Raw genomic sequence first — 23718 nt, 5'->3', positions numbered from 1 at the left:
GGCCCTTAGTGGCAGACTCGGTTCGTGCTCGACATGCAGCGTCGATTTATCTACGGGTACCGATCAGCGGTGCCCGTGGTTTAGCTGCTTCGCCAAGCCCCGCGGTCCGCTTCGCCGACCCGGGGCTCGTCTGTTGTGTGAGGCCGGATCGCCGATGGGACCAGAGAACACCAACAGCGAGAATTTGGAGTCCGAACCCATGACCACCCAATCCCAACAGTTGCCCGACATCGACGAGCTGCGCCATGAGATCGACCGGCTCGATGCCGAGATCCTGGCCGCGGTCAAGCGCCGCACCGAGGTGTCGCAGGAGATCGGCAAGGCCCGGATGGCCTCCGGCGGCACCCGGCTGGTGCACAGCCGGGAGATGAAGGTGCTCGAGCGCTACAGCGAGCTCGGCCGGGACGGCAAGGAGCTCGCGATGCTGCTGCTGCGGCTGGGCCGCGGCCGGCTCGGGCACTAGCGGCCCGTGACCAAACGCATCCTGGTGGCCGGCGGCACCGGCCGGGTCGGCCGCATCGTGGTGCAGCGCCTGCAGGATGCCGGCGCACAGGTGCGAGTACTCAGCCGCGGCCGCCATCCGGCGGTTCAGCGAGGCTCGACGGAGGAGAGGCGAAGCTGGGACCGCCGCATGAACCCGGACAGTTCGCCCGGCGCCCTGCAGTACGTGACCGGCGACGTGACCACCGGCGCCGGCCTGGCCGAAGCCCTCGACGGGGTGGACACCGTGGTGGCGTGCGTGGATCCGCTTGACCGGCTGGCCAAGGCGGCGCGGGCGGCCGGCACCCCGCACCTGGTCTACATCTCGATCGTCGGGATCGAGAAGGTGCCGTTCTCCTACTACCGGCGCAAGCTCGCCGACGAGAAACTGCTCGCCGAGTCCGGAGTGCCGTGGACGGTGCTGCGCACCACCCAGTTTCACGACTTCGTCGCCGCCGGACTACGGATGCTGGCCAAATCGCCGGTGATGCTGTTGCCGGCCGGGTGGAGCTTCCAGCCGATCGACCCGCGCGAGGTCGGTGCCGCGCTCGCCGAGCTGGCACTGGGTGAGCCGGCCGGGCGGGTGCCCGACATGGGCGGCCCGCAGGTTCTGGGCGTCGGCGAGCTGGCCGCCCAGTATCTGACCGCGGCCGGCAAGCGCCGCCTGCGGGTGTCGCTGCCGGTGCCCGGCCGGGTCGGCGGCGCCTTTCGTTCCGGCGGCCACCTGGCCCCCGACCGGGCGGTGGGGACCGTCGCGTTCGCCCGCTACCTCGACGAGACCACCGCGGACCGGCACTGAGCATCGCTTGCGCACTAGGGTCGGGGAATGAGCTCCGTCCAACAGATCCCCGACATCTCCGCCACCCCGGCCTGGGACGCGTTGCGCAAGCATCACCAGCAGATCGGCGACACCCACCTGCGTCAGTTCTTCGACGACGATCCCGAACGGGGCGAGAAGTTCACCGTCACCGTCGGTGACCTCTACATCGACTACAGCAAGCACCGCATCACCGAAGAGACGGTGAGCCTGCTGCTCGATCTGGCCCGGGCGGCCCGCCTGGAGGAGCGGCGCGACGCGATGTTCGCCGGGGTGCACATCAACACCTCCGAGGACCGCGCGGTGCTGCACACCGCGCTGCGGTTGCCGCGCAACGCCGACCTGCACGTCGACGGCCAGGACGTCGTCGCCGACGTGCATGCGGTGCTCGACGCGATGGGCGAGTTCACCGACCGGCTACGCAGCGGGGAATGGACCGGCGCCACCGGAAAACGCATCGAGACGGTGGTCAACATCGGTATCGGCGGCTCGGACCTCGGCCCGGTGATGGTCGACCGGGCACTGCGCCACTACGCCGACGCCGGGATCACGGCACGGTTCGTCTCCAACGTCGACCCGGCTGACCTGACCGCAAAGCTGGCCGGTTTAGACCCGGCCACAACGCTTTTCATCGTGGCCTCCAAGACGTTCTCGACGCTGGAGACCCTGACCAACGCGACCGCAGCCCGGCGCTGGCTGACCGCCGCCCTGGGCGACGACGCGGTGTCGCAACATTTCGTGGCGGTCTCGACCAACGCTGAGCTGGTCGAAAAGTTCGGTATCGACACCGCGAACATGTTCGGCTTCTGGGACTGGGTCGGCGGACGGTACTCGGTGGATTCGGCGATCGGGCTGTCGGTGATGGCGGTGATCGGCCGGGAGCGCTTCGGCGAATTCCTCACCGGCTTCCACGTCGTCGACGAGCATTTCCGCACCGCCCCACTGGAATCCAACGCACCGGCGCTGCTCGGACTGATCGGGCTGTGGTACTCCAACTTCTTCGGCGCCCAGTCCCGCGCGGTGCTGCCCTATGCCAACGACCTGGACCGCTTCGCGGCCTACCTGCAGCAGCTCACGATGGAATCCAACGGCAAGTCGGCACGCGCCGACGGCACCCCAGTGGTCACCGACACCGGCGAAATCTTTTGGGGCGAGCCGGGAACCAACGGCCAGCACGCGTTCTACCAACTGCTGCACCAGGGCACCCGGCTGGTGCCGGCCGACTTCCTCGGCTTCTCCCAACCCCTCGACGATCTGGCCACCGCGGACGGCACCGGCAGCATGCACGACCTGTTGATGAGCAACTTCTTCGCCCAGACCCAGGTGCTGGCGTTCGGCAAGACCGCCGAGGAGATCGCCGCCGAGGGAACGCCGGCAGATGTGGTGCCGCACAAGGTGATGCCGGGCAACCGGCCGACCACCTCGATTCTGGCGACCCGGCTCACACCATCGGTGCTGGGGCAGCTGATCGCGCTCTACGAGCATCAGGTGTTCACCGAGGGCGTGGTGTGGGGTATCGACTCCTTCGACCAGTGGGGCGTGGAGTTGGGCAAGACGCAGGCCAAGGCGCTGCTGCCGGTGCTGACCGACGACGCCTCCCCGCAGCCGCAGACCGACAGCTCTACCGACGCGCTGGTGCGTCGCTACCGGGTGGAGCGTGGCCGGGCCGGCTGAACCCGCACCCGGACTCAGGCGAAGCGTTTGGTGAACCGCGCCGGCATAAGGCGCAGCAGCCACACCAGCGGAGCCCACGGCCACGGTGGCACCACCGCGCGGCCGGTTTCGCGTTCGATCGCGCGCACCATCGCCTTGACCCCGGTTTCGTTGTCCACCAGCAACATCGTCGACGCCGACTTGGCCGTCATCTCCGACTCGATGTAGCCGGGCTCCAGCACCGTGACCTTGATCGGACCGCGCGAGTACTCGGCACGCAGCGACTCGCCCAGCGACGACACCCCCGCCTTGCTGGCGGCATAGGCAGCCTTGACACCGGGCACCCCCTTGTTGCCCAGCACCGAGGAGATCAGCACCAGGTGCCCGCCGCCGGCGGCGCTGAACATCTCGATCACGGTCTCGATCTGCACCAGTGCGGCAAGGAGGTTGGTCTCGATGGTGGCCTTGTTGGCCCACAGCTTTCCCGACCCCAACGGGGCGCCTTTGCCGATGCCGGCGTTGACGATGACCCGGTCGATCCCGCCGAGCGCATCGGAGAGTTGGCTGAAGACCTTGGGCACCTCGTCATGGTCATTGACATCAAGCGCGGCGACCGCCACGGTGATTCCGGGATACCTCTGCGTCAGTTCGTCTTTGAGTTCCTCGAGCCGGTCGGTACGCCGCGCACACAGGGCGAGGTCGCGTCCGCGCGCGGCGAATGCGCGGGCCATCCCGGCGCCCAGGCCGGAGCTGGCCCCGGTGATGAGGATCTTCTGACGGGTCACGAGGTCAGCCTAACTATTTGAGCAAGCGCGACATGCGCCGGTCGGCAAGCACCTTGCCGCCGGTCTGGCACGTCGGGCAGTACTGGAAGGACTTGTCGGCGAACGACACCTCGCGCACGGTGTCCCCGCAGACCGGGCAGGGCAGGCCGGTGCGCGCGTGCACCCGCAGACCGGAGCGCTTCTCCCCCTTCAAGGTCGCGGCCTGCTGGCCGACCGAGCGGGTCACCGCGTCGGTGAGCACTGCCCGCATCGCCTCGTGCAGCGCGGCGAGCTGTTCCCCGGTCAGCTTGGCCGCGGTGGCGAACGGCGAAATCCGTGCGGTGTGCAGGATCTCGTCGCTGTAGGCGTTGCCGATGCCGGCGATCACCTTCTGATCGGTGAGCACGGTCTTGATCCGCCCGGTGTTGCCGGCCAGCAGCCCGGCCAGCTCGTCGTCGGACACCTCCAGCGCGTCGGGGCCCAGCGCGGCGATGCCGGGAACCTTGGCCGGGTCGTCGACCAGCCAGACCGCCAGCCGCTTGCTCGTGCCGGCTTCGGTGAGGTCAAAGCCCGGCGCTGGCCCCGGAGCGCCTAGGTGCACCCGTAGCGCGATCGGCCCCTTGCCGGGCCGCAGCGGCGCCGGCGCCAGCGCGTCCGACCAGCGCAGCCAGCCCGCCCGGGACAGGTGGGTGATCAAATACAGCTCCCCGACCTGCATTCCGAGGTACTTGCCCCAGCGATGCGCCTGGGTGACGGCGTGGCCGCGCAACGCGTCGATCGGCGGATCGAAGGTCTTGAGCACCGAGAAGGCGACGACGTCGACCCGACCGACGGTGCGACCGATGGCGTGCCGACGCAGGTGATCGGCGAGCGCTTCGACTTCGGGCAGTTCCGGCATGCCGTCGAGTCTGCCCGCTCAGCGGGTGATGCGCCGGGCGTCGCGCAGCACCAGCGACAGCACCCAGCTCACCAGCGACAGCACGATCGCCGCCCAGATCGCCGTCCACCAGAAGTGGTCGACCTGCAGGCCCCAATGCGTGGTGTTCTCGGTGATCCACGCGGTCAGCCACAACATGAACGCGTTGATCACGATGTGGAACAGCCCCAGGGTGAGGATGTACAGCGGGATCGACAGCAGCTGCACCACCGGCTTGATGAAGGCGTTGACCAGACCGAAGATCACCGCGACGACGAAGATGATCCCGATCCGCTGAGCCGTGGTGTCACCGCCGACGAAGCGGATTCCGCCGACGATCAGCGTGACGATCCAGAGCGCTAATCCGGTCAGCGCTGCACGAAGCAGGAATGCGGCCATAGGCAGATCTTGCCATCGTCAACTCGGCGAAGAGCCCGTTTCTCGTGGTGGGTACGGCGCGCGGCCGCCCGTGACGGTCCTCACAAAAGTACCGCAGGTATCCGGTACCGTAGGTATTGACTTGTCTGGTGGCGGCTCCTACTTTTTGGGGACCGAAGCGAGAAGGGATTCCCGATGACCACTGTTGCGCGGCCGAGCGGCCCGTCCCGCGAGGAATTCGCCGAGCGCCTGCTCAAGGGCTCGGTGAAGAAGTCGTACGCACCCGTCGTCGACATCGACTGGGACGCCCCGGTCGACCCGGACAAGTTCTTCTTGCCGCCGAGGATGTGCACCCTCTACGGCACCGCGTTGTGGGAGTCGATGACCCGCGAGCAGCAGATCGAGATGTCGCGCCAAGAGCTGGTCAACGTGCTCTCCGCCGGCGTCTGGTTCGAGAACATCCTCAACCAGGCCCTGCTGCGCGACATGATGCACAAGAACCCGACCGCGCGCACCACCCACTACTCGCTGACCGAGCTGGGCGACGAGACGCGGCACATGCTGATGTTCGGCAAGACCATCGACCGGATCGGCGGGGTGCCGGTACGCCCGAAGCTCTACCAGCGCATCGTCATCAACTCGCTGCCGTTCCTGTTCCGCGGCAGCATCCTGTGGGGTGCGGCCCTGGTCGGCGAGGAGATCTTCGACGCGCTGCAACGCCAGATCCTCGACGACCCGGATCTGCAGCCGATCGTTCGGCGGGTGATGCGCATCCACGTCACCGAGGAAGCCCGCCACATCCAGTACGCCCGCGACGGCCTGCGCCGCAGCGTCCCGGCGATGCCGCGTTATCGCCGCGCCATGCTGGCGAACCTGCAGGGTGTCGGCGGACCGTTCTACCGCCATCTGTTCACGCTGCCGATCGTCTACAACCGGGTCGGGCTGGACGGGCGTGAAGCTCGCCGGGTGGCCCGGGCCAACCCGCACTTCCATGCCGCCTGCCGCTCGTCGTTCGCTCCGCTGGCCGCCTTCTTCACCGAGGTGGGCCTGATGGGCCGGCTGGCCCGGCGGATGTGGCGGCGGAACGGTTTCCTGTGATCCTCGACGTGGTGGTGCTGGGCGACCCGGCACGCCTGCACGGGTTGCTTGGGCACGCCCGGGTCGTCGATCCGGCCGCCGAGGCCCGGTTCGACAGCGCCACCGAGACATGGGCGGTGACGGTTCCCGACGGTGAGGTGGTGACCGCTCGGGTTTTGATCGACGCCACCGCCTCGGCGGACGGCGTCGTCGCCGCGCACGGTATCCCCAACCGGTTCCGGATTCCGGGCCCGCACACCCGCCGACAGGCCCGGTATGTGGCCCGGCTCGTCGACGTCATGCAGCGCAGCGGCGCCGGCCGCATCGAATCCCGCTCTCCCCGGCTGCGCGTGCACCCGCTGCTGCCGACCCTCGGAGCCTCGCGGTTCTTTCTCACCGGCTCCGATGGGGCGGATTTGGAGAACGCCGAGCTTTACGACGGGCCGGCCGTGCTCACCCACAACGGCGAGGACTATCCCGTTCGGGTGCGACTGGCCGGCCACTTCGACCCGATCGATGGCCAATACCATTGGCAGGGAATGTTTTTCACTGACCTACCGGGTGTGAATGCGACCGGCTCCAAGGTCAGCATCCGGATCGGCGAGCACACCGCCGAGGGGCGGGTCGCCGAGCGGACGCCGTGGGGCACGCTGACGGTGGCCGGCGCGGCCGGGTACCCGCCGTATCCGCTGGAGGACGTTGAAATCGCGATGCCGCCTCGGGTCTAAGCTGCTCGGGAGTATGCCCAGCGACCACTGAGGAGACGATGTGCGGTTTACCTACGCCGAGGCTATGACCGACCCGAGCTATTACATTCCGCTCGCCAAAGCCGCCGAGGCAGCCGGCTACCACAGCATGACGATCCCGGACAGCGTCGCCTACCCCTTCGAGTCGGACTCGAAATATCCCTACACCCCGGACGGCAACCGCGAGTTCTTGGACGGCAAGGCGTTCATCGAGACGTTCGTGTTGATGGCGGCCCTGGGCGCGGTCACCAGCACGTTGCGGTTCACGCCGTTCGTGGTCAAGTTGCCGATCCGGCCGCCGGCCTTGGTGGCCAAGCAGGCCGGTTCCCTGGCCGCGATGATCGGCGACCGGCTGAGCCTGGGCGTGGGCACCAGTCCCTGGCCGGAGGACTACGACCTGATGGGGGTGCCGTTCGCCCGGCGCGGCAAGCGGATGGACGAGTGCATCGAGATCATCCGGGGGCTCACCACCGGCGACTACTTCGAGTTCCACGGCGAGTTCTACGACATCCCCAAGACCAAGATGACCCCGGCGCCGGCCCAGCCCATCCCGATCCTGATCGGTGGCCACGCCGACGCCGCGCTGCGTCGCGCCGCACGCAACGACGGCTGGATGCACGGCGGCGGCGACCCGGCCGAGCTCGACGGCCTGATCGCGCGGCTGAAGCAGCTGCGCGAGGAGGAGGGCCGTACCGGCCCATTCGAGATCCACGTGATCTCGGTTGACGGATTCACCCTCGACGGGATCAAGCGCCTGGAGGACAAGGGGGTGACCGACGTGATCGTGGGCTTCCGGATCCCCTACATCGTCGGACCCGACACCGAGCCGCTGGACGACAAGATCCGCAACCTGGAGCGCTTCGCCGAGCACGTGATCGCCAAGGCCGGGTGACGGCGATCACACTGCGGCGCTTGTCGTGTGCAGTCTCACTGTGTCGCTCGGAAATATCCACGCCGCGGCGTCGTTGACTAGTTGTGTGCACTGACCGCCCTCCGGCGGTCGCGTACTGCAGCTCTCCATGCGTGACCTGCAGGAGGTATTGAAGATGAACACGCAGCCTTGCCTGCATGCCCAGCCACGCGGCGGCCACCGCGATGAACAGCGGGCGGTTCACCTGCTGCGCGTCGCCGCGACGTGTGACGCAGGTCAAAGCGACGCCCGCCGCGAATGGATCCGCGCGTCGACCCAGTGCTGACCGGCTCGATCCGGCACGTTTTCCGGCGAACCCTTCCGCACGGTAAGTAACTCGTTTACCCTTCTCAGACACACCTCAGAAACTGTGTCTGGGAGGGGTTTGCCGGTATGGCTCGTCACCGCAGCAGGGTCGTGGGCAGCAAGATCGTCGGCGCCGTTGCCTTCCTGAGCCTGGTCGTGCCGTCGGCCCCGCCGGCGCACGCCGACTTCGACGACATGATGGACGGGCTGTTCGCGCCGTTTGTGACCGCCGCGGGCGCCGTGGACGGCGACGCGCTGTTGAGCCCCGCCGCCTGGGAGGTGTTCCTGGCGCCCGAGCATTGGGACGCCGCGCTGGCCGCGCTGGCCGAGCCGGGTCCGGCTGTCGGATTCGACTTCTACACCGGCCTGCATGACGCCGCTGAGAAGTGGATCGACAGCGAGCTGGGTGCGCAGGTCAACGGCGTCATCAACCAGCTCTTCGGCTCGACGGTCATCGGCAACGGCGCGGCCGGCACCGAAGACCATCCCGACGGCGAGGCCGGCGGCTGGCTGTTCGGCGACGGCGGAGCTGGCTGGAACAGCACCACCGATGGTGTCGCCGGGGGTCATGGCGGCGCGGCCGGGATCTTCGGCGACGGCGGCGATGGCGGCGACGGGGGCGCCGGGGCTGCCGGCGGTGACGGCGGTGCCGGTGGCTGGCTGATGGGCAACGGCGGCAACGGCGGCGACGCGGGCGACGGAGCCACCGGTCACGGTAACCCCGACTACGGATTGCCCGCCCTCGGCGGCGCCGGCGGCAATCCCGGGCTGTGGGCCGGGGTGCACGGCGCGGTAGGCCAATTCGGCGCGCTGCCCGGCGGCATCACCGGAACGACGGCTCCGCCGGTCGAGGTGTCCAACGGCTGGCTCACCAACGGCGACGGCCAAGTCGTCATGCTGCACGGGCTCAACCAGGTCTACAAGATCCCGCCCTACGAGCCGTCCGCTGACGGCTTCAGCGAGGACGACGCCGCATTCCTCGCCGCCAACGGCTTCAACGCGGTGCGCCTGGGCATCATCTGGTCCGCGGTGGAACCGCAGCCCGGGGTCATCGACTACGACTACCTGGAGTCGATCCAGAACACCGTGCAGATCCTGGCCCAGCACAAGATCGTCGCGATCCTCGACATGCACCAAGACCTCTACAACGAAGAGTTCGGCGGCGAAGGCGCACCGGGCTGGGCGACCGACGGCGGTGGCCTGCCCAACCCCGACGCGGGCTTCCCGGGCAACTACTTCCTCAACCCGGCGCAGAACCACGCCTGGGATGGGTTCTGGGGCAACGCGAAAGCATCCGATGGGGTCGGCCTGCTGAACCATTACGCGCAGACCTGGCAGGCCGTCGCCAACTACTTCAAGGGCGATGCCAACGTGGCCGGCTACGAGATCATGAACGAGCCGTGGGCGGGCACCAACTGGCTGGGCAGCCTGTTGGGCAACCCGTACTTCGAGGCCCAGCAGCTGACCCCGTTCTACAACCAGATCGATGCGGCGATCCGCTCCGTGGACCCGAACAAGACGGTGTTCTTCGAGCCCACCACCCTCTTCGGCAGCCTGCCGGTGCCGACGCACCTGGGCACGGTGGAAGACGAGAACTCCGTCTTCTCCTTCCACAGCTACTGCATCACCACGTCACTGTTCCCCGACCTCAGCTTCGGCTGCGATCTGAACGCCGACGCCGTATTCGCCAACGCGGCGGATTACGCGCAGGCACACAACATCCCGGCGTTGCTGACCGAATTCGGCGCCACCAACACCATCCCGACCATCACCGCCAGCATGCAAGCGGCCAACAAGTACCTGTGGGGCTGGACCGAGTGGGCCTACACCGGCAATGACATCACCAGCGCCTCACCGAACGGCCAAGCTCTGGTGTTGGACCCCAACCTGCCGCCCACCGGTGACAACGTCAACGTCGACAAGCTGATCGCGCTGTCCGAGCCTTACCCGCAACTGATTTCGGGCACCCCGACGTCGCTGTCGTTCGACAACGGTGTCTTCTCGTTCAGCTACTCCACCGATCGCGCCGACGGCTCCGGCGCCTTCGACGCCGGTTCGCCGACCACCATCTCGGTGCCAGGAGATCAGTACCCGAACGGCTACACGGTGAACGTGACCGGTGGCCAGCTCACCGCCGGGGCGGGCACCTCGGTGCTGACCATCAGCTCCGACGCCGGCGCCACCACGGTGACCGTGACGCTCACCCCGAAGTAGGCCGCGGGCGCTGCGCCAGCGGTATCGGCGGGGCGCTGGCGCGAACGGTCTGGCGTACCTCACCGAGGCCCTGCACCTGCAGCGTCACCACGTCACCGTCGCACAGCCAGCCGGGAAAAGCTTGCGGCGCCGCGGGATCGAGGTGCTCGACCAGCGTGCAGGTGGGGACGGTGCCGGAGCCGAACACATCGCCGGGTGTCAGCGGCACCCCGCGGGAGGCGTAGCTGATGATCTCGCCGAAGCTCCAGTCCATGGTCCCGGTCGAGCCGAGTCCGACGATCACGTCATTGACGATCGCGGTGGCATGCAGGCTCAGTTTGCCGTCGCGGCGGTAGGGTTCGAGCTCGTCGGGGGTGACCAGATACGGCCCGAGGGTGACGCCGCTGTCCTTGCCCTTGCCCTGCCCGATCGCCAGCACCCCTTCCTGGGCTTGCAGGTCGCGCGCGGACCAGTCGTTGAAGATGGTGTAGCCGATGATGGCCCGCTCGGCTTCTGCCACCGACAGGTTCGTTCCGGGCGTTCCGATGACGGCGGCGACTTCCAGTTCGAAGTCCTGACAGACACTGCCCGGCGCTGCCGACACATCGTCGTAGGGCCCCAGAACCGTTGTCGGGCAGGCGAAATAGAAGGCCGGGATCTGGTACCACACGTCGTCGAGCACCGGGCTGCGGCCGGTCGCGGCCAGGCAGTTGCGCATGTGGTCCAAGAAGCACAGGCTGTCGCGGATCGACGGCGGCCGTGGGATCGGCGCCATCAACGTCACCTGGTCGAGCCGCACCGTGGCCGACGGCGCGTTCAGTGCCCGCTCGCCGGCCTCGCGCAGCCCGTCCGCGCCGAGCCCGATCAGGTCCAGCAGCGTCGTTCCCGGCCCCGCGGCGTGGATCACCTCGCCGTGCAGCACCCCGGTTCGTTCGCCGTCCTCGCTTCGATAGGTCACCCACCGCACCGGTCAATCCTCACGTACCACCTCGTCGGGCGTCTTGTCGGGCCGCAAGCCACGCCAACTCGGTTGACGCAGCCGGCCGTCGCCGGTCCGCTCGCTGTAGCGCACCTCCCCCACCAGCGTCGGTCGGACGAAGGTGACGCCCGCGGCATCGGCCCGGCTCAGCGGCGCATCGAAGGGGGATTCGTCGGTGTGCAGCGGGGTCAGCTTCTTCTTCAGCGCGGCCAGTTGACCGTCGGTGAACCCGGTGCCCACCCGGCCGACGAACGCGAGCTTCTCGCCCGCCGGGATGCCCATCAGCAGCGACCCGATCCCCCCGCCCCGGGCGCCCTCACCGGCCCGCCAGCCGCCGATCACGACCTCCTGGGTTCGCCAGTGCTTGGCCTTGACCCACGCCGGTGACCGGCGGCCGGGCTGATAGGCCGAGTCCCATTTCTTGGCCACCACACCCTCCCAGCCCAGGCCGCGGGACTGTTCGAGCGCCTCGGCGCCGTCGGGGGCCAACAGGTCTTTGACCACCACACCGGTTCCCTGCGCAAGCGTTTCCAGCAGGCGGCGACGGTCCCGGTAGGCCGCCCGCAGCAGCGGACGGCCGTCGAGATAGAGCAGGTCGAAGGCCCAGAACTCCACTCGGGTCGAGCGGGCGCTGTTCTGCATCGCGGCGAAGCTGGGAACACCGTTGTCATCGAGTGCGACGATCTCGCCGTCCAACACCAGGTGGTGTTCGGCGAGGTCGGCGGCCAGCGACCCCAGCTGCGGGTATTGGCCGGTGACGTCGCGTCCGCTGCGGGCGCGCAGCCGCACCCGGCCCCGGTCGGCCTCCACCAGCAGCCGGTAGCCGTCCCACTTGCCTTCGAAGGCCCAGCTGTCCGGATCCAGGTGGGTCACCGCGCCGTGGGTGGCCAGCATCGGCGCCAGCTCGTTGAAGGTGAATGCCTGCTGTTCTTTCATCCGGTGCGCCAGCCACTGATCGCCGCCGGTGCGGATCAGCGCGTATCGGCCGGTGATCCGGTTGCCCTGCAGCACCACGATCACCTCGCCCTTCTCGGGCGTGTCCTCGAATTTCTCGGTCACGTAGCTACCGGAATCCCAGATGTGCACCGTGCCAGCGCCGTACTCGCCCTTGGGGATGGTGCCCTCGAAGCCGCCGTACTCCAGCGGATGGTCCTCGGTGCGCACCGCGAGATGGTTGACCGCCGGGGTGTCCGGCAGGTTCTTGGGTACCGCCCAGCTGACCAGCACGCCGTCGCGCTCCAGCCGGAAGTCGTAGTGCAGCCGGCGGGCGTGATGCTCCTGGATGACGAAACTGTTGCCGGCGCCCACCGACGGGGCGGTGGCAGGCACCGGTTCGGGGGTTTTAGCCGCGTCGCGTTTGGCCCGGTATTCGGTGAGCCGGTCGTGTCTGGGCAGCGGCGGGTCCAGCCCGGCCAGCAGGTCGCCGTCGCGCTCGACGCGGGCCAGCACCTCGTCGTAGCGCAGCTGCCGCAGCTTCGGGTCGTCCAGCTCAGCCCAGGTGCGCGGTGCGGCCACCGTCGGGTGCTCGCGCCCGCGCAGCGAGTACGGCGCGATGGTGGTCTTCGCCGCGTTGTTCTGGCTCCAGTCGAGGAAGATCTTGCCGGCCCGCAGTTTCTTGGTCATGGTCGCGGTCACCAGCTTCGGCATGGCGCTTTCGAGTTGTTGTGCAACGCGTTTGGCCACCGCGGCCGCACCGGCGCTGGCCACCGGACGCTCCAGTGTGGTGTACAGGTGCAGTCCCTTGCTGCCGCTGGTCAGCGGGAAGATGTCCAAGCCGAGTTCGGTCATCAGTTCGCGGATGGCCCGGGCGACCTCGACCAGTTGGCTCATCGTCACGCCCTCGCCGGGGTCGAGGTCGAACACCAGGCGAGTCGCGGGGCCGGGTTTGAGCACCTCGCCGGCGCGCGTCCATTCGGCCTCGAAACGCCACTGCGGTACGTGCACTTCCAGTGCGGCCTGCTGGGCGATCCAGGCCAGGCCGTCGAGGTCGTCGATGATCGGATAGGCGGTGGTGCCGGAGCGATGCTGCACCTCGCCGCGGCGCAGCCAGGCCGGCGCCGAGCTGGCCAGCTGCTTTTCGAAGAAGGAGTCCTGTTCGACACCGTTGGGCCAGCGTTTACGGGTCGCCGCGCGTCCGGCGATGTGCGGCAGCATCACCTCCGCGATACGCGTGTAGTAGTCGAAGACGTCGGCCTTGGTGGTGCCCGTCGCGGGGTAGAGCACCTTGTCGGCGTTGGTCAGCTTCACCCGGGTCTTGGAGGACTCAGCGCCCATGCTGTCAACCTACGTCGCGTCGTTACCGGTTACGCGCATGTTGGGGTGGGCATACTGGCCTCATGCGTTCCATCTGGAAGGGTTCGATCGCATTCGGTCTGGTCAACGTCCCGGTGAAGGTCTACACCGCCACCGAGGACCACGACATCAAGTTCCGTCAGGTGCACGCCAAGGACAACGGGCGGATCCGCTACCGGCGGGTGTGCGAGGAGTGCGGTGAAGTCGTCGACTACGGCGACATCGCGCGGGCGTATGAGGCCGACGACGGCCGGATGGTGGTGATCACCGATGACGACCTCGCGAATCTTCCCGAAGAGCGCGACCATGAGATCGCGGTGCTCGAGTTCGTCCCGGCCGCTGATCTGGACCCGATGCTTTTCGACCGCTCCTACTTTCTGGAGCCGGCGACGAAATCGATCAAATCCTATGTGCTGCTGGCCAAGACGCTGGCCGAAACCGACCGGGTGGCGATCGTCCATTTCACCCTGCGCAACAAGACCCGGCTGGCGGCGCTGCGGGTCAAGGATTTCTCCAAGCGCGACGTGATGATGGTGCACACTTTGTTGTGGCCGGACGAGATCCGCGATCCCGACTTCCCCGCCCTGGATGTCAAGGTCGATATCAAGCCGGCCGAGCTGAAAATGGCCGGGCAGGTAGTCGAATCGATGGCCGACGACTTCGACCCCGACCGCTACCACGACACCTACCAGGAACAGTTGCACGAGTTGATCGAGGCCAAACTCGAAGGCGACGAGGCGTTCACCCCCGAGGAGCGGCCCGCCGAACTGGATGCCACCGAGGACGTCTCCGACCTGTTGGCCAAGCTGGAGGCCAGCGTGAAGAAACGCTCAGCCGCCAAAGAAGCCCCCGCCAAAGAAGCCCCGGCCAAGAAGGCTCCGGCGAAAAAGGCGCCGGCCAAGAAGGCGTCCGCTAAGAAGGCTCCGGCGAAGTCCCGCTGATCATGCCCCTGCTATCACGTTCGGCGAGATGACTGCTCGATCCGCTGGCCAAGTTGGGCACGCGAGCGGATTCCGAGCTTCCGGTATATCCGGGTGAGGTTGTGTTCGACCGTCTTGGGGCTGATCAGCAACGTCGCCGCGATGTCACTGTTCGTCATTCCGGCGACCGCGAGTTGAGCTACCCGCTCTTCGGACGGTGTCAGCTCGCCGTTCCGGCTGGGGGAAACCTTGGTGCGGGTGAGTTCGGCGGTGACACGGTGGGCCCACAACGGGCTACCCATTTCTTCGAACGCAGCCTGGGCCTCACGTAGTGTTGTCGCGGCAGCTTCCTTGCGGCGTTGCCGACGCTGGAGTTGGCCGAGCAACAACTGGGTGCGCGCGCGCTCGAACGGCATCGGCAACCGGTCGTGCATGGTCATCGCGTATTTCACAGACATTTCGGCGGCGCTGACATCGCCTTGAGCCGCCAACCACATACCGCGACATCGCGTACCAACAGCCAACATCCATGGGCGCTCCAGCCTATGACCGTTACGTTCGAGCGCCTCGATCAGCGGCTCGGCATCCTGGAACCGGCTCAACGAAATCATCGCTTCAATCGCATCGGGCAGATACCACGCCGTAATGATCTCGGTCCCGGGAACGGTGTCAAAGATGGAGAGCAACGGCTGCAGCGTGTTCAGCGCCTCGTCGTAACGGCACAGCGACACCTCCAGAAAACCCAACGCCATGGTGGCCCAGTAATCCGGTAGCCGGGCAGACGCAGAGCGCTGGATGGCTTTGAGGGCTTGTTCCGCGTCTGCGCGGGTTTCTTGCTCGCGCCCGGCATAGGCGGCTGCCGCGGCGCGCACGCTGAGCGGAATCACCAGCATTGCCCCACCACCTTGTTGCTCGGCCCGTTCGACGGCGTCCTCGGCAACGGCCGCCGCCGCATCGAAACGTCCCCGCCATATCTCGATCAAGGTTCCGTATGAGGCCACGATCATCATGTCGCGGTCAGCACCCCGTTCGATAAACCGACTGCGGGCGGCAGACCACCGCGCGTGCGCCAGTTCCAACTGCCCGGTCCAAGCCAGGATGAGCGCATTGATGGCGGTGGCGCGAAACGGGAACGGAACGCCGCGGGTTGGGTCCTCTAATTCCAATGCATGCGTCATGCTGACCTCATCGACGCCCCGTCCAAACCAGAAACTCATCAGCACCCACAAGGTGAGCGCCTGACTGATCAGATGGGGATCGCCCAGCGTTTCGGCCAGCGTAACTGCCTGGCGTGCATGCTCCACCGATTCGTCGTGCTCATCGACGTTCATCTGCGCGAATGAAAGCAGCATCAGCGTCTGCAGGAGGACCACCGGCTCACCGCGCGCATCGTTGATGGCGCATTTGAGTCCGCTCACCGAGTGTAGGAAGGTGTTGTCGTAGATGCGCACCGCTGCAAGCAAGTTCAGAGCGGTCGCCCGCTGGGTACCGGCCAGCCGCGGCACGATCGGCTCGAGCAGTGCCACGGATCGCTCCATGTCGCCGGCTTGAAAAAGGTGTTCGGCCGCCCGGATACGACGGTCGGGTGTGTCACCACCGAGACCGATCGCGAGACTCACCAGTTCAGCGGCCGCAACAGGGGCTCCGCGAGCCAAGGCCGATTCGGCGGCCGCATCAATTGCCTGCAACGTGGCCGGATCTTCGCTGGTAGCCGCCAGCGCCAGATGTCGGGCTTTCAGTTCGGGCGAGTCCTCAATCTCAGCCAGAGCCCGATGCACCGCCCGCCGCCGCGCCGCGTCGCTGTCGGCGTAGATGCCACCGGCCAACAGTGGGTGACAGAACTGCACACGGTTGCCCCGGATCAGGACAATCCGACTCCTTTCAGCCGATTCAAGCAGGTCGATGATCCGCTCGACGCTGGTATCGCTCACTCGAGCGAGCAGGTCGACGGTGGGAGCCGATACGCATGCCGCCGCAAGCAAGACATTGCGGACTTCATCGTGCAGATGCCGAAGCCGAATGCGGACGAGGCCAGCAAGAGTCCCGGGAAGCGCCGACTGGGCCATCGCCCCGTCCTCGGCTAACGCGCGGGCCAACTCCAGCGCATAAAACGGATTGCCGCCAGATGCCTCGGCGATCTTGACCATCGTCGGACGAGGAAACGAGCGATGCAGTTTCTCTGAAAATAAGGTGTGCAGCCCGCTCAGGCTCAGCGGGCGAACCGGAACCCGCGCGAGGCCGTCGAGATCGGCAAGCTGCAACCACTGCGTCGCATTGGGCTTGTCGGGTTCTAAACGCTCGGTGGCCAACACGCCGATGCGCCCCTTCAACCGCCGCGCGGCAAACGCAATGACCGTATTGCTTGACGAATCGATCCATTGGATATCGTCGATCGCCAGCACCACCGGCGCATCCGCAGCGAGCGCTTCGATCACCGACACGAACGCCGCAGCGACCATCCGATGATTTGTCGGCGGCCCCTCGGCGCTGGCGCGCAGTAGCACCCGATCCACCGCCAACCGCTGGATATCCGGCAGACACGCGAACATTTGCGGCGCAACGGTCTGAAAAAGGTCCGCTACCACGGTATATGCCAGAGTTGATTCGGTTTGCGCTGTACGGGCGGACAGCACGCGGAACCCACGTTGAGTCGCCTGTTCTGCCGCCGCCAGCCACAGCGTCGTCTTACCGATACCGGCCTCGCCCTCCAGCACCAGGCCAGCTGGCCCGGTTTGCGCCGCCGACAAGAACTTGGCCACCGCGCGCAGTTCGATCTCCCGGCTCACCACGCTCGCAGACACCGCGTGATCATCTCACTCGAGCAAACGTTGAGGCAACGGACCTGCGATGATGCAACAAGTCACATTGTTAGGGAAAACCCCGATTCCTCCACCTGCTTCGGTGATCTACATTTTGGCGGGACGGGATCGATCGTGGACATAAGGTACCTGCTCGATCCGGGGCTATCGATGGGCGACAGGAGAAGACGATGGGAATACTCGAACCAACATTTTCGAGCGCTGATAAGCAGCGCTTCCAATCCGGAATCCTCACGCTTGGCGGCTTACTTTTTGCGGTCGTCGGGTTCAGTGCAGGTTCGAGCCTCCTTGGGGTGTTCGGCCTGATCTGCTTGGGTGTGGGAAGTTTTGCCACCTACACCGACTTCAAGAAGCGGGGCGCCGCGAAGCGAAAGGCCGCCGAGGAGGCAGAGATTCGCGCCTACCAGCTCCGCCAGGCCCGCGGCGAAGTGCCCCCGCCCCGGCAAACCCGGTGAGCGACACCAATACTTGAACAGCGACACCGTCAGGCTGCGAATTCTGTCGTGCGCTCTCCAATGAGATTGCAACCCGGATATCAACGACGCCGCGCACACTAGTGGCGATCGTTCGTACGGCGGAGAGAAATTCACTCGAAGAACCACTTGCAGACTAGTTGCCGGTTCCATTTGGACCAGCGATATTTTCGACATCAGTAACTGAAAGAACCAAGCGATGCGTGAGCGACTCGCCAGTACAGTGGCACAGCTATACATGAAAATTTTATTCGTTCCAGCCTTTATAGGAAATTGTATTGCCCACTTTGACCAATGGGGACTGGCGATTCGCCACACTCGCGGCTTTGAAACGCGCGAAGGTTAGATCGTGCCGACGTCAGGTAAGAGGACCGCGCCCGAGGTCGCCGGGGTTAGCTCACATTTGACTGCAAAAGGTGGAATTTGGATCGCCAGGCCGCCAGATTATACTAACTTCTCGCGCGACCAACTCCTCAAGAATTTACAAGATGTTGCCTGCGCCGTTGCTACCGAAACGGATGCAGCGCCTCGTGAGATCGCCGAAGCGCTTGCAGCCAGTGAGCACTTCGTCAATTACTCATTCGACTACTTCGAGGGCCGGCGCGAAATTGGCCGACGGATAGGACGCGCGTTCTGTGTTCCGATGCGATCATGCCGAGACGATGTGGCGAACGCTAGCGAATCGATACCGTTCTTTCGGCTATACGACCCCGACAGGTTCGGAATCGATTCGAACATACGGATGCGCGGTATGTATGGCTTACCTCCCACTGTTCTCGACACCTATACCAATAGCGACATCGATGAGGAGGCGGGCGCGCTAGTTCTCGTGCCGATGTATAGCGACATGCTGCCGGATCTGTGGCCGAATAACACCGATCCTACGCAGGCATCCCATATGGCCACCGTGGCCGACACGGTCCTCACCAAGGCAGCACATTTTGCCCACCACCAGCTCGGGGCCCAGGTATTGGGACTCGGCGCCATCCTGCCGCATCCGACGATCACAAATTTCGGTCGACGGCTCCTCGCCATCGATGGCATGAGCGACTTGGTCACAACAACAGGCCACGGCGGCACCGTCTACATGATCGTCAACACGATCAAGAAAATCCTGCGTGAGACGTCGGTGCAATCCAATGGTCAAATCGGGGTACTCGGGGGAGCCGGTTCCATCGGTTGGTCGACCACCATAGCCGCGCTTGAGTTGATCGAGGGCCACCGCATATTTAGCTATGACAAAAGAGCCATCGATTTGAGCGCTTTCGATGACCTCAAGGAGAAAGTACTGGTCGCCGACACGGCAGCGAATGTACTTCGCCAATGTAATATCGTCGTCGCCGCCGTAACTGGGCGAATCGACTTGGGCCAAACGGAATACGATGACCTCGACTTAGACGGCAAGGTGATCATCGATGATAGTCAGCCCGGATGTTTTGACAAACAGCAGGTCGAGGCGAAGAACGGGAAGTTGGTGTGGGTAGTGGGCGAAGATGGCAGCGATTCCAGATTCATCACGCGCGATGGGTTGTACACCGATGGGATCCCGTACAACTACGGAGACGATTCGGGGCTGTACGGTCGTTATTCTGAATTCGCCTGCGGACAGGAAGCAGCGGTAATTGCGAAGTATGAAGCCCACGAGCACGCAATAACGGGTCCGGTGAAGCCGGACGAGGTCATGGCCATCGCCAAGCTGTTCGACGACGCTGGCGTTCGGGTTGCTCCTTTCCAAGCGTTTGGGCGCCCGGTACTGATCGACTGAACTCGCTGCTTGACTGCCGTGGCCCTAAGCACTGCTTCGAGTCAGCGCGGGCCGCTGGCGTACCCGTTGCGGCCACCAGAACCAGCGTCCGAGCAGCGTGGCGATGGTCGGTGTCATGAACGACCGCACGATCAACGTGTCGAACAGCAAGCCCAACGCGATGGTGGTCCCGATCTGGCCGAGAATCCGCAGGTCACTGAAGATGAACGACGCCATGGTGGCGGCGAACACCAAACCGGCCGCGGTCACCACCGACCCGGTCCCGGCCATCGCCCGGATGATGCCGGTGTTCAAGCCGGCACCGATCTCCTCTTTGAACCGTGAGATCAGCAGCAGGTTGTAGTCCGATCCCACCGCCAGCAGCAGGATTACGGCCAGGGCCAGCACGATCCAGTACAGGTGAATGCCGAACAGGTACTGCCACACCAGCACCGAGAGCCCGAATGAGGCGCCCAGCGACAAAGCGACGGTGCCCACGATGACGATCGCCGCGACCAGGCTTCGGGTGATGATCATCATGATCAGCAAAATCAGGCTCAATGCGGCGATCCCGGCGATCAGCAGGTCGTACTTCGCTGCGTCGGCGATGTCCTTGTAGGTCGAGGCGGTGCCGGCCAGATAAATGTGCGAACCCTGCAGCGGGGTGCCCTTGACGGCCTCCTTCGCGGCGTCGCGGATCTTGTCGATGTGCGAGATGCCTTCCGGGGTCGCCGGGTCGCCCTCGTGGGTGATGATCATCTGCGCGGCTTTGCCGTCCGGTGAGAGGAACAGTTTCATCCCGCGTTTGAACTCCGGATTGGTAAACGCCTCGGGCGGCAGGTAGAAGGAGTCGTCGTTCTTGGCTTCGTCGAAGGCCTGTCCCATGGCGGCCGGGTCGTCGTTGGCGGCCGCGGACTGGTCGCTGATGCCGGAGTTGGTGGCGTAGTTGTTCAGGGCCAGGTCGCGGTTGACCCGCTGGCTTTCGATCTGGGACGGGATCAACTCCACCAGCTGCGGTTGCAAGGCGTCCAGTTGGTCGAAGGCCGTAGTGAGCTGTTCGAGCTTTTCGCTGAGCTTGTCGATGCCGTCCTGCAGGTCGAACACGTTGCGCAGCGCCGCGCACACCGGGATGTCGAAGCAGTGCGGTTCCCAGTAGAAGTAGCTGCGTATCGGCCGGAAGAAGTCGTCGAAGTTCGCGATCTGGTCACGCAGGTCGTTGGTGAGGGCGACGGTGTCATGAAAGCTCTGGGTTTGGGTGTGGGTGGCATCGGCGAGCTGCTGCTGCAGCGCGTATTGCTGTTCCAGTGTGTGGACCGACTTCTCGGCTTCGGCGGCCTGCTTGAGCAGATCGGCCGCCCGGTCCATCTGGTATTTCAGGTTCTGGGTCTGCGCGACGCTGCCCTGGCCGACCGCGAACGGTATCGAGGTGTGCTTCAGCGGGGTGCCCAACGGCCTGGTTATCGATTGCACCTTGGCGATGCCCGGGGTGTGGAACACCGCCCGGGCGACCCGCTCCAAGACCAGGAAGGACGCCGGGTTGCGCAGATCGTGGTCCGATTCGATCATCAGCAGTTCGGGGTTCAGCCGGGCTTGGGAGAAGTGCCGCTCGGCGGCCGCGTAGCCGATATTGGCCGGGGCGCGGTCGGGCATGTATTCGCGGGCGTCGTAGCTGGTCTTGTAGCCCGGCAGGGCGAGCAGACCGATCAGGGCGACCGCGCACGCCACCACCAGGATGGGCCCGGGCCAGCGGACGATGGCGGTGCCGATTCTGCGCCAGCCGCGGGTACGCATCGCCCGGGTGGGTTCGAAACGGCCGAATCGGCTGCCCAGCGTGAGCACGGCCGACGTGAGGGTCAGCGCGGCGATCAGCGCCACGAAGATGCCGATCGCGGCGGGCAGTCCCAGGGTGTGGAAGTAGGGCAGCCGGGTGAAGCTCAAGCAGTACACCGCGCCGGAAATGGTCAGTCCCGAGCCGATCACGACGTGGGCGGTGCCCCGGTACATGGTGTAGAAGGCGGTTGCTGGGTCTTCGCCGGCCGCGCGTGCCTCCTGGTAGCGGCTGATGATGAAGATCGCGTAATCCGTCCCTGCCGCGATCGCCAGTAGGGTCAGCAGATTGGTTGAGTACGTGGATAATCCGATGACCTCGTGGTAGCCGAGGAACGCGACGAATCCGCGAGCGGCGGCCATTTCGATGGCGACGGTGAGCAGCGCCAGCAGGGTGGTGGCCACCGAGCGGTAGACGGCGAACAGCATGACCGCGATGACCAGGAAGGTGATCGCGGTGACCTTGTTGGTGCCCTCGCTGCCGACCGAGAACTGGTCGGCGACCAGCGGCGCCGCACCCGTCACGTAGGCCCGGACGCCGGGCGGTGCCGGCGTGTTCTCGACGATGCCGCGGACGGCGGCAACCGATTCGTTGGCCAACGTCTCGCCTTGGCTTCCGGCCAGAAATACCTGCGCCAGAGCGGCTTTGCCGTCGTTGCTCTGCGAGCCGGCGGCGGTCAGCGGATCGCCCCAGAAGTTCTGAATGTGCTGGACGTGCTCGGTGTCGCGTTCCAGCTTGGCGACCAGGGTGTCGTAGAAACGGTGGGCATCGGCGCCGAGCGGCTGTTCGCCTTCGATGACGATCATCGCCGCACTGTCGGTGTCGTACTGCTGGAACACTTTTCCGATGCGTTTCGCCGCCTGATACGACGGCGCGTCCGGGGAGCTCATCCCCACGTTGTGGGCCTCGGCGACCACTTCCAGCTGCGGCACCAGACTGTTCGTGACCGCGGCCAGCGCCACCCAGAACAGCACGATCGGCAGTGCCAGACGGCGAATGACGCGGGGCCAGAAGGGCCGTCGGCCGTCCTCGTTCATCCGGACTTGTCCAAGCAGAAGGTGTAGGCGCTCACGGTGTCGACGATCCTTTCGTCTTTGAGCTCACCGTCGATGAAGATGCGGCAGCCCAGCATGTTTCCGTCGCCCTGTGCGCGCAGGTCGGCGATGACGGCCGGTTCAGTCGTGGTCTCCTGGTACCGCCAGGGCAGCCGGGCGTCGATGACCTGCTGTGGGGCGGCGTTGACATCGAGGTAGTTGATGGTGGCGACGGCGCCCGGCGCGCCGAAGACCTCATAGACGACGTCCTTGGGGTTGAACGGGACGATCTCCTCGCCCGCGTCGCTGGAGGTCGACGTGGTGTCGCCCGCGCCGAAGATGCCGTGCAGCCGGTAGACGCAGAATGCCGCGACGGCGACCACCGCCACGGCAACTATGACCATCCACCCACGCCGGACCAGCGGAAAAAGCGACGGTCTGCGCACCGACCAAGCGTACGGTACGGAACCGTACGGCTCAATAGTCCGGCGGCGGCGATTTCATGACCGCGGGCCTCAGCGTGCGCAGCGGGTCAGACTCGGAATGACCACTTCGTCGACGAGATCCGCCACCGTGCGCGCCGTGGTCGCCCGGCCCGACACCAGAGACCGGAAGATGAGGTATCCGGGCAACACGTCCCACAGGTCGTCATTGACGGCGGCGGCATCGATCTCCCCGCGATCGACGGCCTGCCCCAGGATGTGGAGCATCAGCGCCTTGCGCTGATCGATGAACTGGTGCTGCATCGCATCGTTGAGCGCGGGGTTTCGCGACACTTCCACCAGCACGGCGCGGATGGTGCTCGCATGCTGCGCGGTCTGCTCGCAGACCAGCTCGCCCAGCCGCACCAGATCGCCGCGCAGAGTGCCGGTGTCGGGCGGGACGGCGACCTGGCGGATGCCCTCGGTAAACGCGGCCAACACCAGTTCGGCCTTCGATGGCCAACGCCGGTACACCGTGGCCTTACTCGCCCGCGCGGTCGCCGCGACCGCATCCACCGTCAACCGGTCGTAGCCGTTCTCCTGCAACAGCTGCAGCGTGACTTCCAACAGCTCGACTTCACGCGGCGACCAGGTTGAGGTGCCGGCAACGTCGAGGTTCTGGCTCACGGCATCAACCATAGAGCGCCGCCGGCAAAGTCGGCGGAGCGTTTCAGCTCGCAGTCGATATCGCCAGATAGGCGGCGGGAGTGTGGTACTGCCGGCGTGAGTCATCTGTTCATCACGTCAGGGTGGGGCTTTGTTGAGTGCGCGTTCGGAGTTGATGCGGTGGGCGCGGTCTTGGATTCGGGTGCGTTTGCGGGTGGGCATCATTAGGCCGCGGCCGGCCGTTGGTGGGGCTGGTGGGGTTGTTGGCGGTGGTGTGCCGGTCGGCATGTGCAGGGTGGGG

The 23718-nt window shown here is 65.8% G+C and carries 19 protein-coding genes and 2 pseudogenes; 11 read left to right on the top strand and 10 right to left on the bottom strand.

The annotated features are described in order from the left end of the window. Positions 1 to 154: 154 nt before the first annotated feature. The 3 genes from AC5Y31_RS15730 to pgi are packed head-to-tail and all read left to right on the top strand — an operon-like array spanning position 155 to position 2971. Positions 155 to 463, top strand: coding sequence for a chorismate mutase (locus AC5Y31_RS15730; protein WP_065025843.1), 309 nt, complete (start codon positions 155 to 157; stop codon positions 461 to 463). A 6-nt stretch (positions 464 to 469) separates the two neighbouring features. Continuing rightward, positions 470 to 1279 (top strand): SDR family oxidoreductase, encoded by an 810-nt coding sequence (locus tag AC5Y31_RS15725; RefSeq protein WP_499981443.1) that lies wholly within the window; start codon positions 470 to 472, stop codon positions 1277 to 1279. A 27-nt stretch (positions 1280 to 1306) separates the two neighbouring features. Continuing rightward, the gene (gene pgi, locus AC5Y31_RS15720) at positions 1307 to 2971 is read left to right on the top strand and encodes a glucose-6-phosphate isomerase (RefSeq protein ID WP_499981440.1); all 1665 of its coding nucleotides are present in this window, start codon (positions 1307 to 1309) and stop codon (positions 2969 to 2971) included. A gap of 14 nt (positions 2972 to 2985) precedes the next feature. Here pgi and AC5Y31_RS15715 read toward each other — a convergent pair whose 3' ends face one another. The 4 genes and pseudogenes from AC5Y31_RS15715 to AC5Y31_RS15700 form a co-directional block, all read right to left on the bottom strand. Then, positions 2986 to 3735 carry an SDR family oxidoreductase gene (locus tag AC5Y31_RS15715; RefSeq protein WP_065025846.1) on the bottom strand — a complete coding sequence of 250 codons (750 nt, stop codon included), beginning with the start codon at positions 3733 to 3735 and terminating at the stop codon, positions 2986 to 2988. A gap of 13 nt (positions 3736 to 3748) precedes the next feature. After that, positions 3749 to 4207: a zinc finger domain-containing protein gene (locus AC5Y31_RS15710; protein WP_301636004.1), complete on the bottom strand. Its 459-nt coding sequence runs from the start codon at positions 4205 to 4207 to the stop codon at positions 3749 to 3751. 162 nt (positions 4208 to 4369) lie between these two features. Next, positions 4370 to 4612 (bottom strand): annotated as a pseudogene (locus AC5Y31_RS15705) (DNA-formamidopyrimidine glycosylase family protein); the annotation flags it as partial. A gap of 18 nt (positions 4613 to 4630) precedes the next feature. Next, entirely contained in the window at positions 4631 to 5029 is a 399-nt protein-coding gene (locus tag AC5Y31_RS15700) for a phage holin family protein (protein WP_065025848.1), read from the bottom strand. Between the two features lie 174 nt (positions 5030 to 5203). Here AC5Y31_RS15700 and AC5Y31_RS15695 point away from each other — a divergent pair, with 174 nt between their 5' ends. From AC5Y31_RS15695 to AC5Y31_RS15675, 5 genes are all read left to right on the top strand, one after another. Then, a complete protein-coding gene (locus AC5Y31_RS15695) occupies positions 5204 to 6106 on the top strand; it encodes an AurF N-oxygenase family protein (RefSeq protein WP_064856405.1) in 903 nt (300 codons plus the stop codon). Beyond that, positions 6103 to 6813 carry a DUF4873 domain-containing protein gene (locus tag AC5Y31_RS15690; protein ID WP_499981438.1) on the top strand — a complete coding sequence of 237 codons (711 nt, stop codon included), beginning with the start codon at positions 6103 to 6105 and terminating at the stop codon, positions 6811 to 6813. Before AC5Y31_RS15695 ends, AC5Y31_RS15690 begins: the two co-directional genes overlap by 4 nt. Before the next feature lie 40 nt (positions 6814 to 6853). Continuing rightward, positions 6854 to 7723 (top strand): TIGR03619 family F420-dependent LLM class oxidoreductase, encoded by an 870-nt coding sequence (locus AC5Y31_RS15685; protein WP_065025851.1) that lies wholly within the window; start codon positions 6854 to 6856, stop codon positions 7721 to 7723. Between the two features lie 127 nt (positions 7724 to 7850). Further along, entirely contained in the window at positions 7851 to 8027 is a 177-nt protein-coding gene (locus AC5Y31_RS15680; protein WP_499981436.1) for a hypothetical protein, read from the top strand. Positions 8028 to 8158: 131 nt separating this feature from the next. Then, entirely contained in the window at positions 8159 to 10261 is a 2103-nt protein-coding gene (locus AC5Y31_RS15675) for a cellulase family glycosylhydrolase (RefSeq protein ID WP_499981434.1), read from the top strand. On the opposite strand, the pseudogene AC5Y31_RS15670 reads toward AC5Y31_RS15675, so the two are convergent. Then, a pseudogene (locus AC5Y31_RS15670) lies at positions 10260 to 11207 on the bottom strand (fumarylacetoacetate hydrolase family protein); the annotation flags it as partial. The gene AC5Y31_RS15675 and the pseudogene AC5Y31_RS15670 overlap by 2 nt on opposite strands. Positions 11208 to 11210: 3 nt before the next feature. Next, positions 11211 to 13493 carry an ATP-dependent DNA ligase gene (locus tag AC5Y31_RS15665; RefSeq protein ID WP_499981432.1) on the bottom strand — a complete coding sequence of 761 codons (2283 nt, stop codon included), beginning with the start codon at positions 13491 to 13493 and terminating at the stop codon, positions 11211 to 11213. A 62-nt stretch (positions 13494 to 13555) separates the two neighbouring features. On the opposite strand from AC5Y31_RS15665, the gene ku reads away from it, so the two are divergent. After that, positions 13556 to 14452, top strand: a complete 897-nt coding sequence (gene ku / locus AC5Y31_RS15660) for a non-homologous end joining protein Ku (RefSeq protein ID WP_499981431.1) — start codon at positions 13556 to 13558, stop codon at positions 14450 to 14452. Between the two features lie 14 nt (positions 14453 to 14466). Here the strand turns inward: ku and AC5Y31_RS15655 are convergent, their stop codons facing one another. Further along, complete coding sequence (locus AC5Y31_RS15655) at positions 14467 to 17232, bottom strand: helix-turn-helix transcriptional regulator (RefSeq protein ID WP_499981429.1); 2766 nt, start codon at positions 17230 to 17232, stop codon at positions 14467 to 14469. A 188-nt stretch (positions 17233 to 17420) separates the two neighbouring features. Here AC5Y31_RS15655 and AC5Y31_RS15650 point away from each other — a divergent pair, with 188 nt between their 5' ends. Continuing rightward, positions 17421 to 17705 (top strand): hypothetical protein, encoded by a 285-nt coding sequence (locus AC5Y31_RS15650; protein ID WP_499981428.1) that lies wholly within the window; start codon positions 17421 to 17423, stop codon positions 17703 to 17705. Between the two features lie 367 nt (positions 17706 to 18072). Beyond that, positions 18073 to 19488: a hypothetical protein gene (locus AC5Y31_RS15645; protein ID WP_499981426.1), complete on the top strand. Its 1416-nt coding sequence runs from the start codon at positions 18073 to 18075 to the stop codon at positions 19486 to 19488. 24 nt (positions 19489 to 19512) lie between these two features. On the opposite strand, the gene AC5Y31_RS15640 is transcribed toward AC5Y31_RS15645, so the two are convergent. The 3 genes from AC5Y31_RS15640 to AC5Y31_RS15630 all read right to left on the bottom strand — a co-directional run bounded on the left by AC5Y31_RS15640 (position 19513) and on the right by AC5Y31_RS15630 (position 23450). After that, positions 19513 to 22332 (bottom strand): MMPL/RND family transporter, encoded by a 2820-nt coding sequence (locus AC5Y31_RS15640; RefSeq protein ID WP_499981424.1) that lies wholly within the window; start codon positions 22330 to 22332, stop codon positions 19513 to 19515. Next, positions 22329 to 22775, bottom strand: coding sequence for an MmpS family transport accessory protein (locus tag AC5Y31_RS15635; protein WP_499981422.1), 447 nt, complete (start codon positions 22773 to 22775; stop codon positions 22329 to 22331). Before AC5Y31_RS15635 ends, AC5Y31_RS15640 begins: the two co-directional genes overlap by 4 nt. 69 nt (positions 22776 to 22844) lie before the next feature. Further along, positions 22845 to 23450, bottom strand: coding sequence for a TetR/AcrR family transcriptional regulator (locus tag AC5Y31_RS15630; protein ID WP_065025858.1), 606 nt, complete (start codon positions 23448 to 23450; stop codon positions 22845 to 22847). Positions 23451 to 23718 lie beyond the last annotated feature (268 nt).

This window comes from Mycobacterium sp. NGS18 (genome assembly GCF_059813185.1).
Note: the sequence above shows the minus strand (reverse complement) of the source record. Positions and strands in the feature narration are given on the sequence as shown.

Bases quoted from the DNA above. Each gene is read 5' to 3' on its own strand.
- pgi (WP_499981440.1), top strand. From the start codon at position 1,307: ATGAGCTCCGTCCAACAGATCCCCGACATCTCCGCCACCCCGGCCTGG.
- AC5Y31_RS15730 (WP_065025843.1), top strand. From the start codon at position 155: ATGGGACCAGAGAACACCAACAGCGAGAATTTGGAGTCCGAACCCATG.
- AC5Y31_RS15680 (WP_499981436.1), top strand. From the start codon at position 7,851: ATGCGTGACCTGCAGGAGGTATTGAAGATGAACACGCAGCCTTGCCTG.
- ku (WP_499981431.1), top strand. From the start codon at position 13,556: ATGCGTTCCATCTGGAAGGGTTCGATCGCATTCGGTCTGGTCAACGTC.
- AC5Y31_RS15650 (WP_499981428.1), top strand. From the start codon at position 17,421: ATGGGAATACTCGAACCAACATTTTCGAGCGCTGATAAGCAGCGCTTC.
- AC5Y31_RS15630 (WP_065025858.1), bottom strand. From the start codon at position 23,450: ATGGTTGATGCCGTGAGCCAGAACCTCGACGTTGCCGGCACCTCAACC.
- AC5Y31_RS15665 (WP_499981432.1), bottom strand. From the start codon at position 13,493: ATGGGCGCTGAGTCCTCCAAGACCCGGGTGAAGCTGACCAACGCCGAC.
- AC5Y31_RS15640 (WP_499981424.1), bottom strand. From the start codon at position 22,332: ATGAACGAGGACGGCCGACGGCCCTTCTGGCCCCGCGTCATTCGCCGT.
- AC5Y31_RS15695 (WP_064856405.1), top strand. From the start codon at position 5,204: ATGACCACTGTTGCGCGGCCGAGCGGCCCGTCCCGCGAGGAATTCGCC.
- AC5Y31_RS15700 (WP_065025848.1), bottom strand. From the start codon at position 5,029: ATGGCCGCATTCCTGCTTCGTGCAGCGCTGACCGGATTAGCGCTCTGG.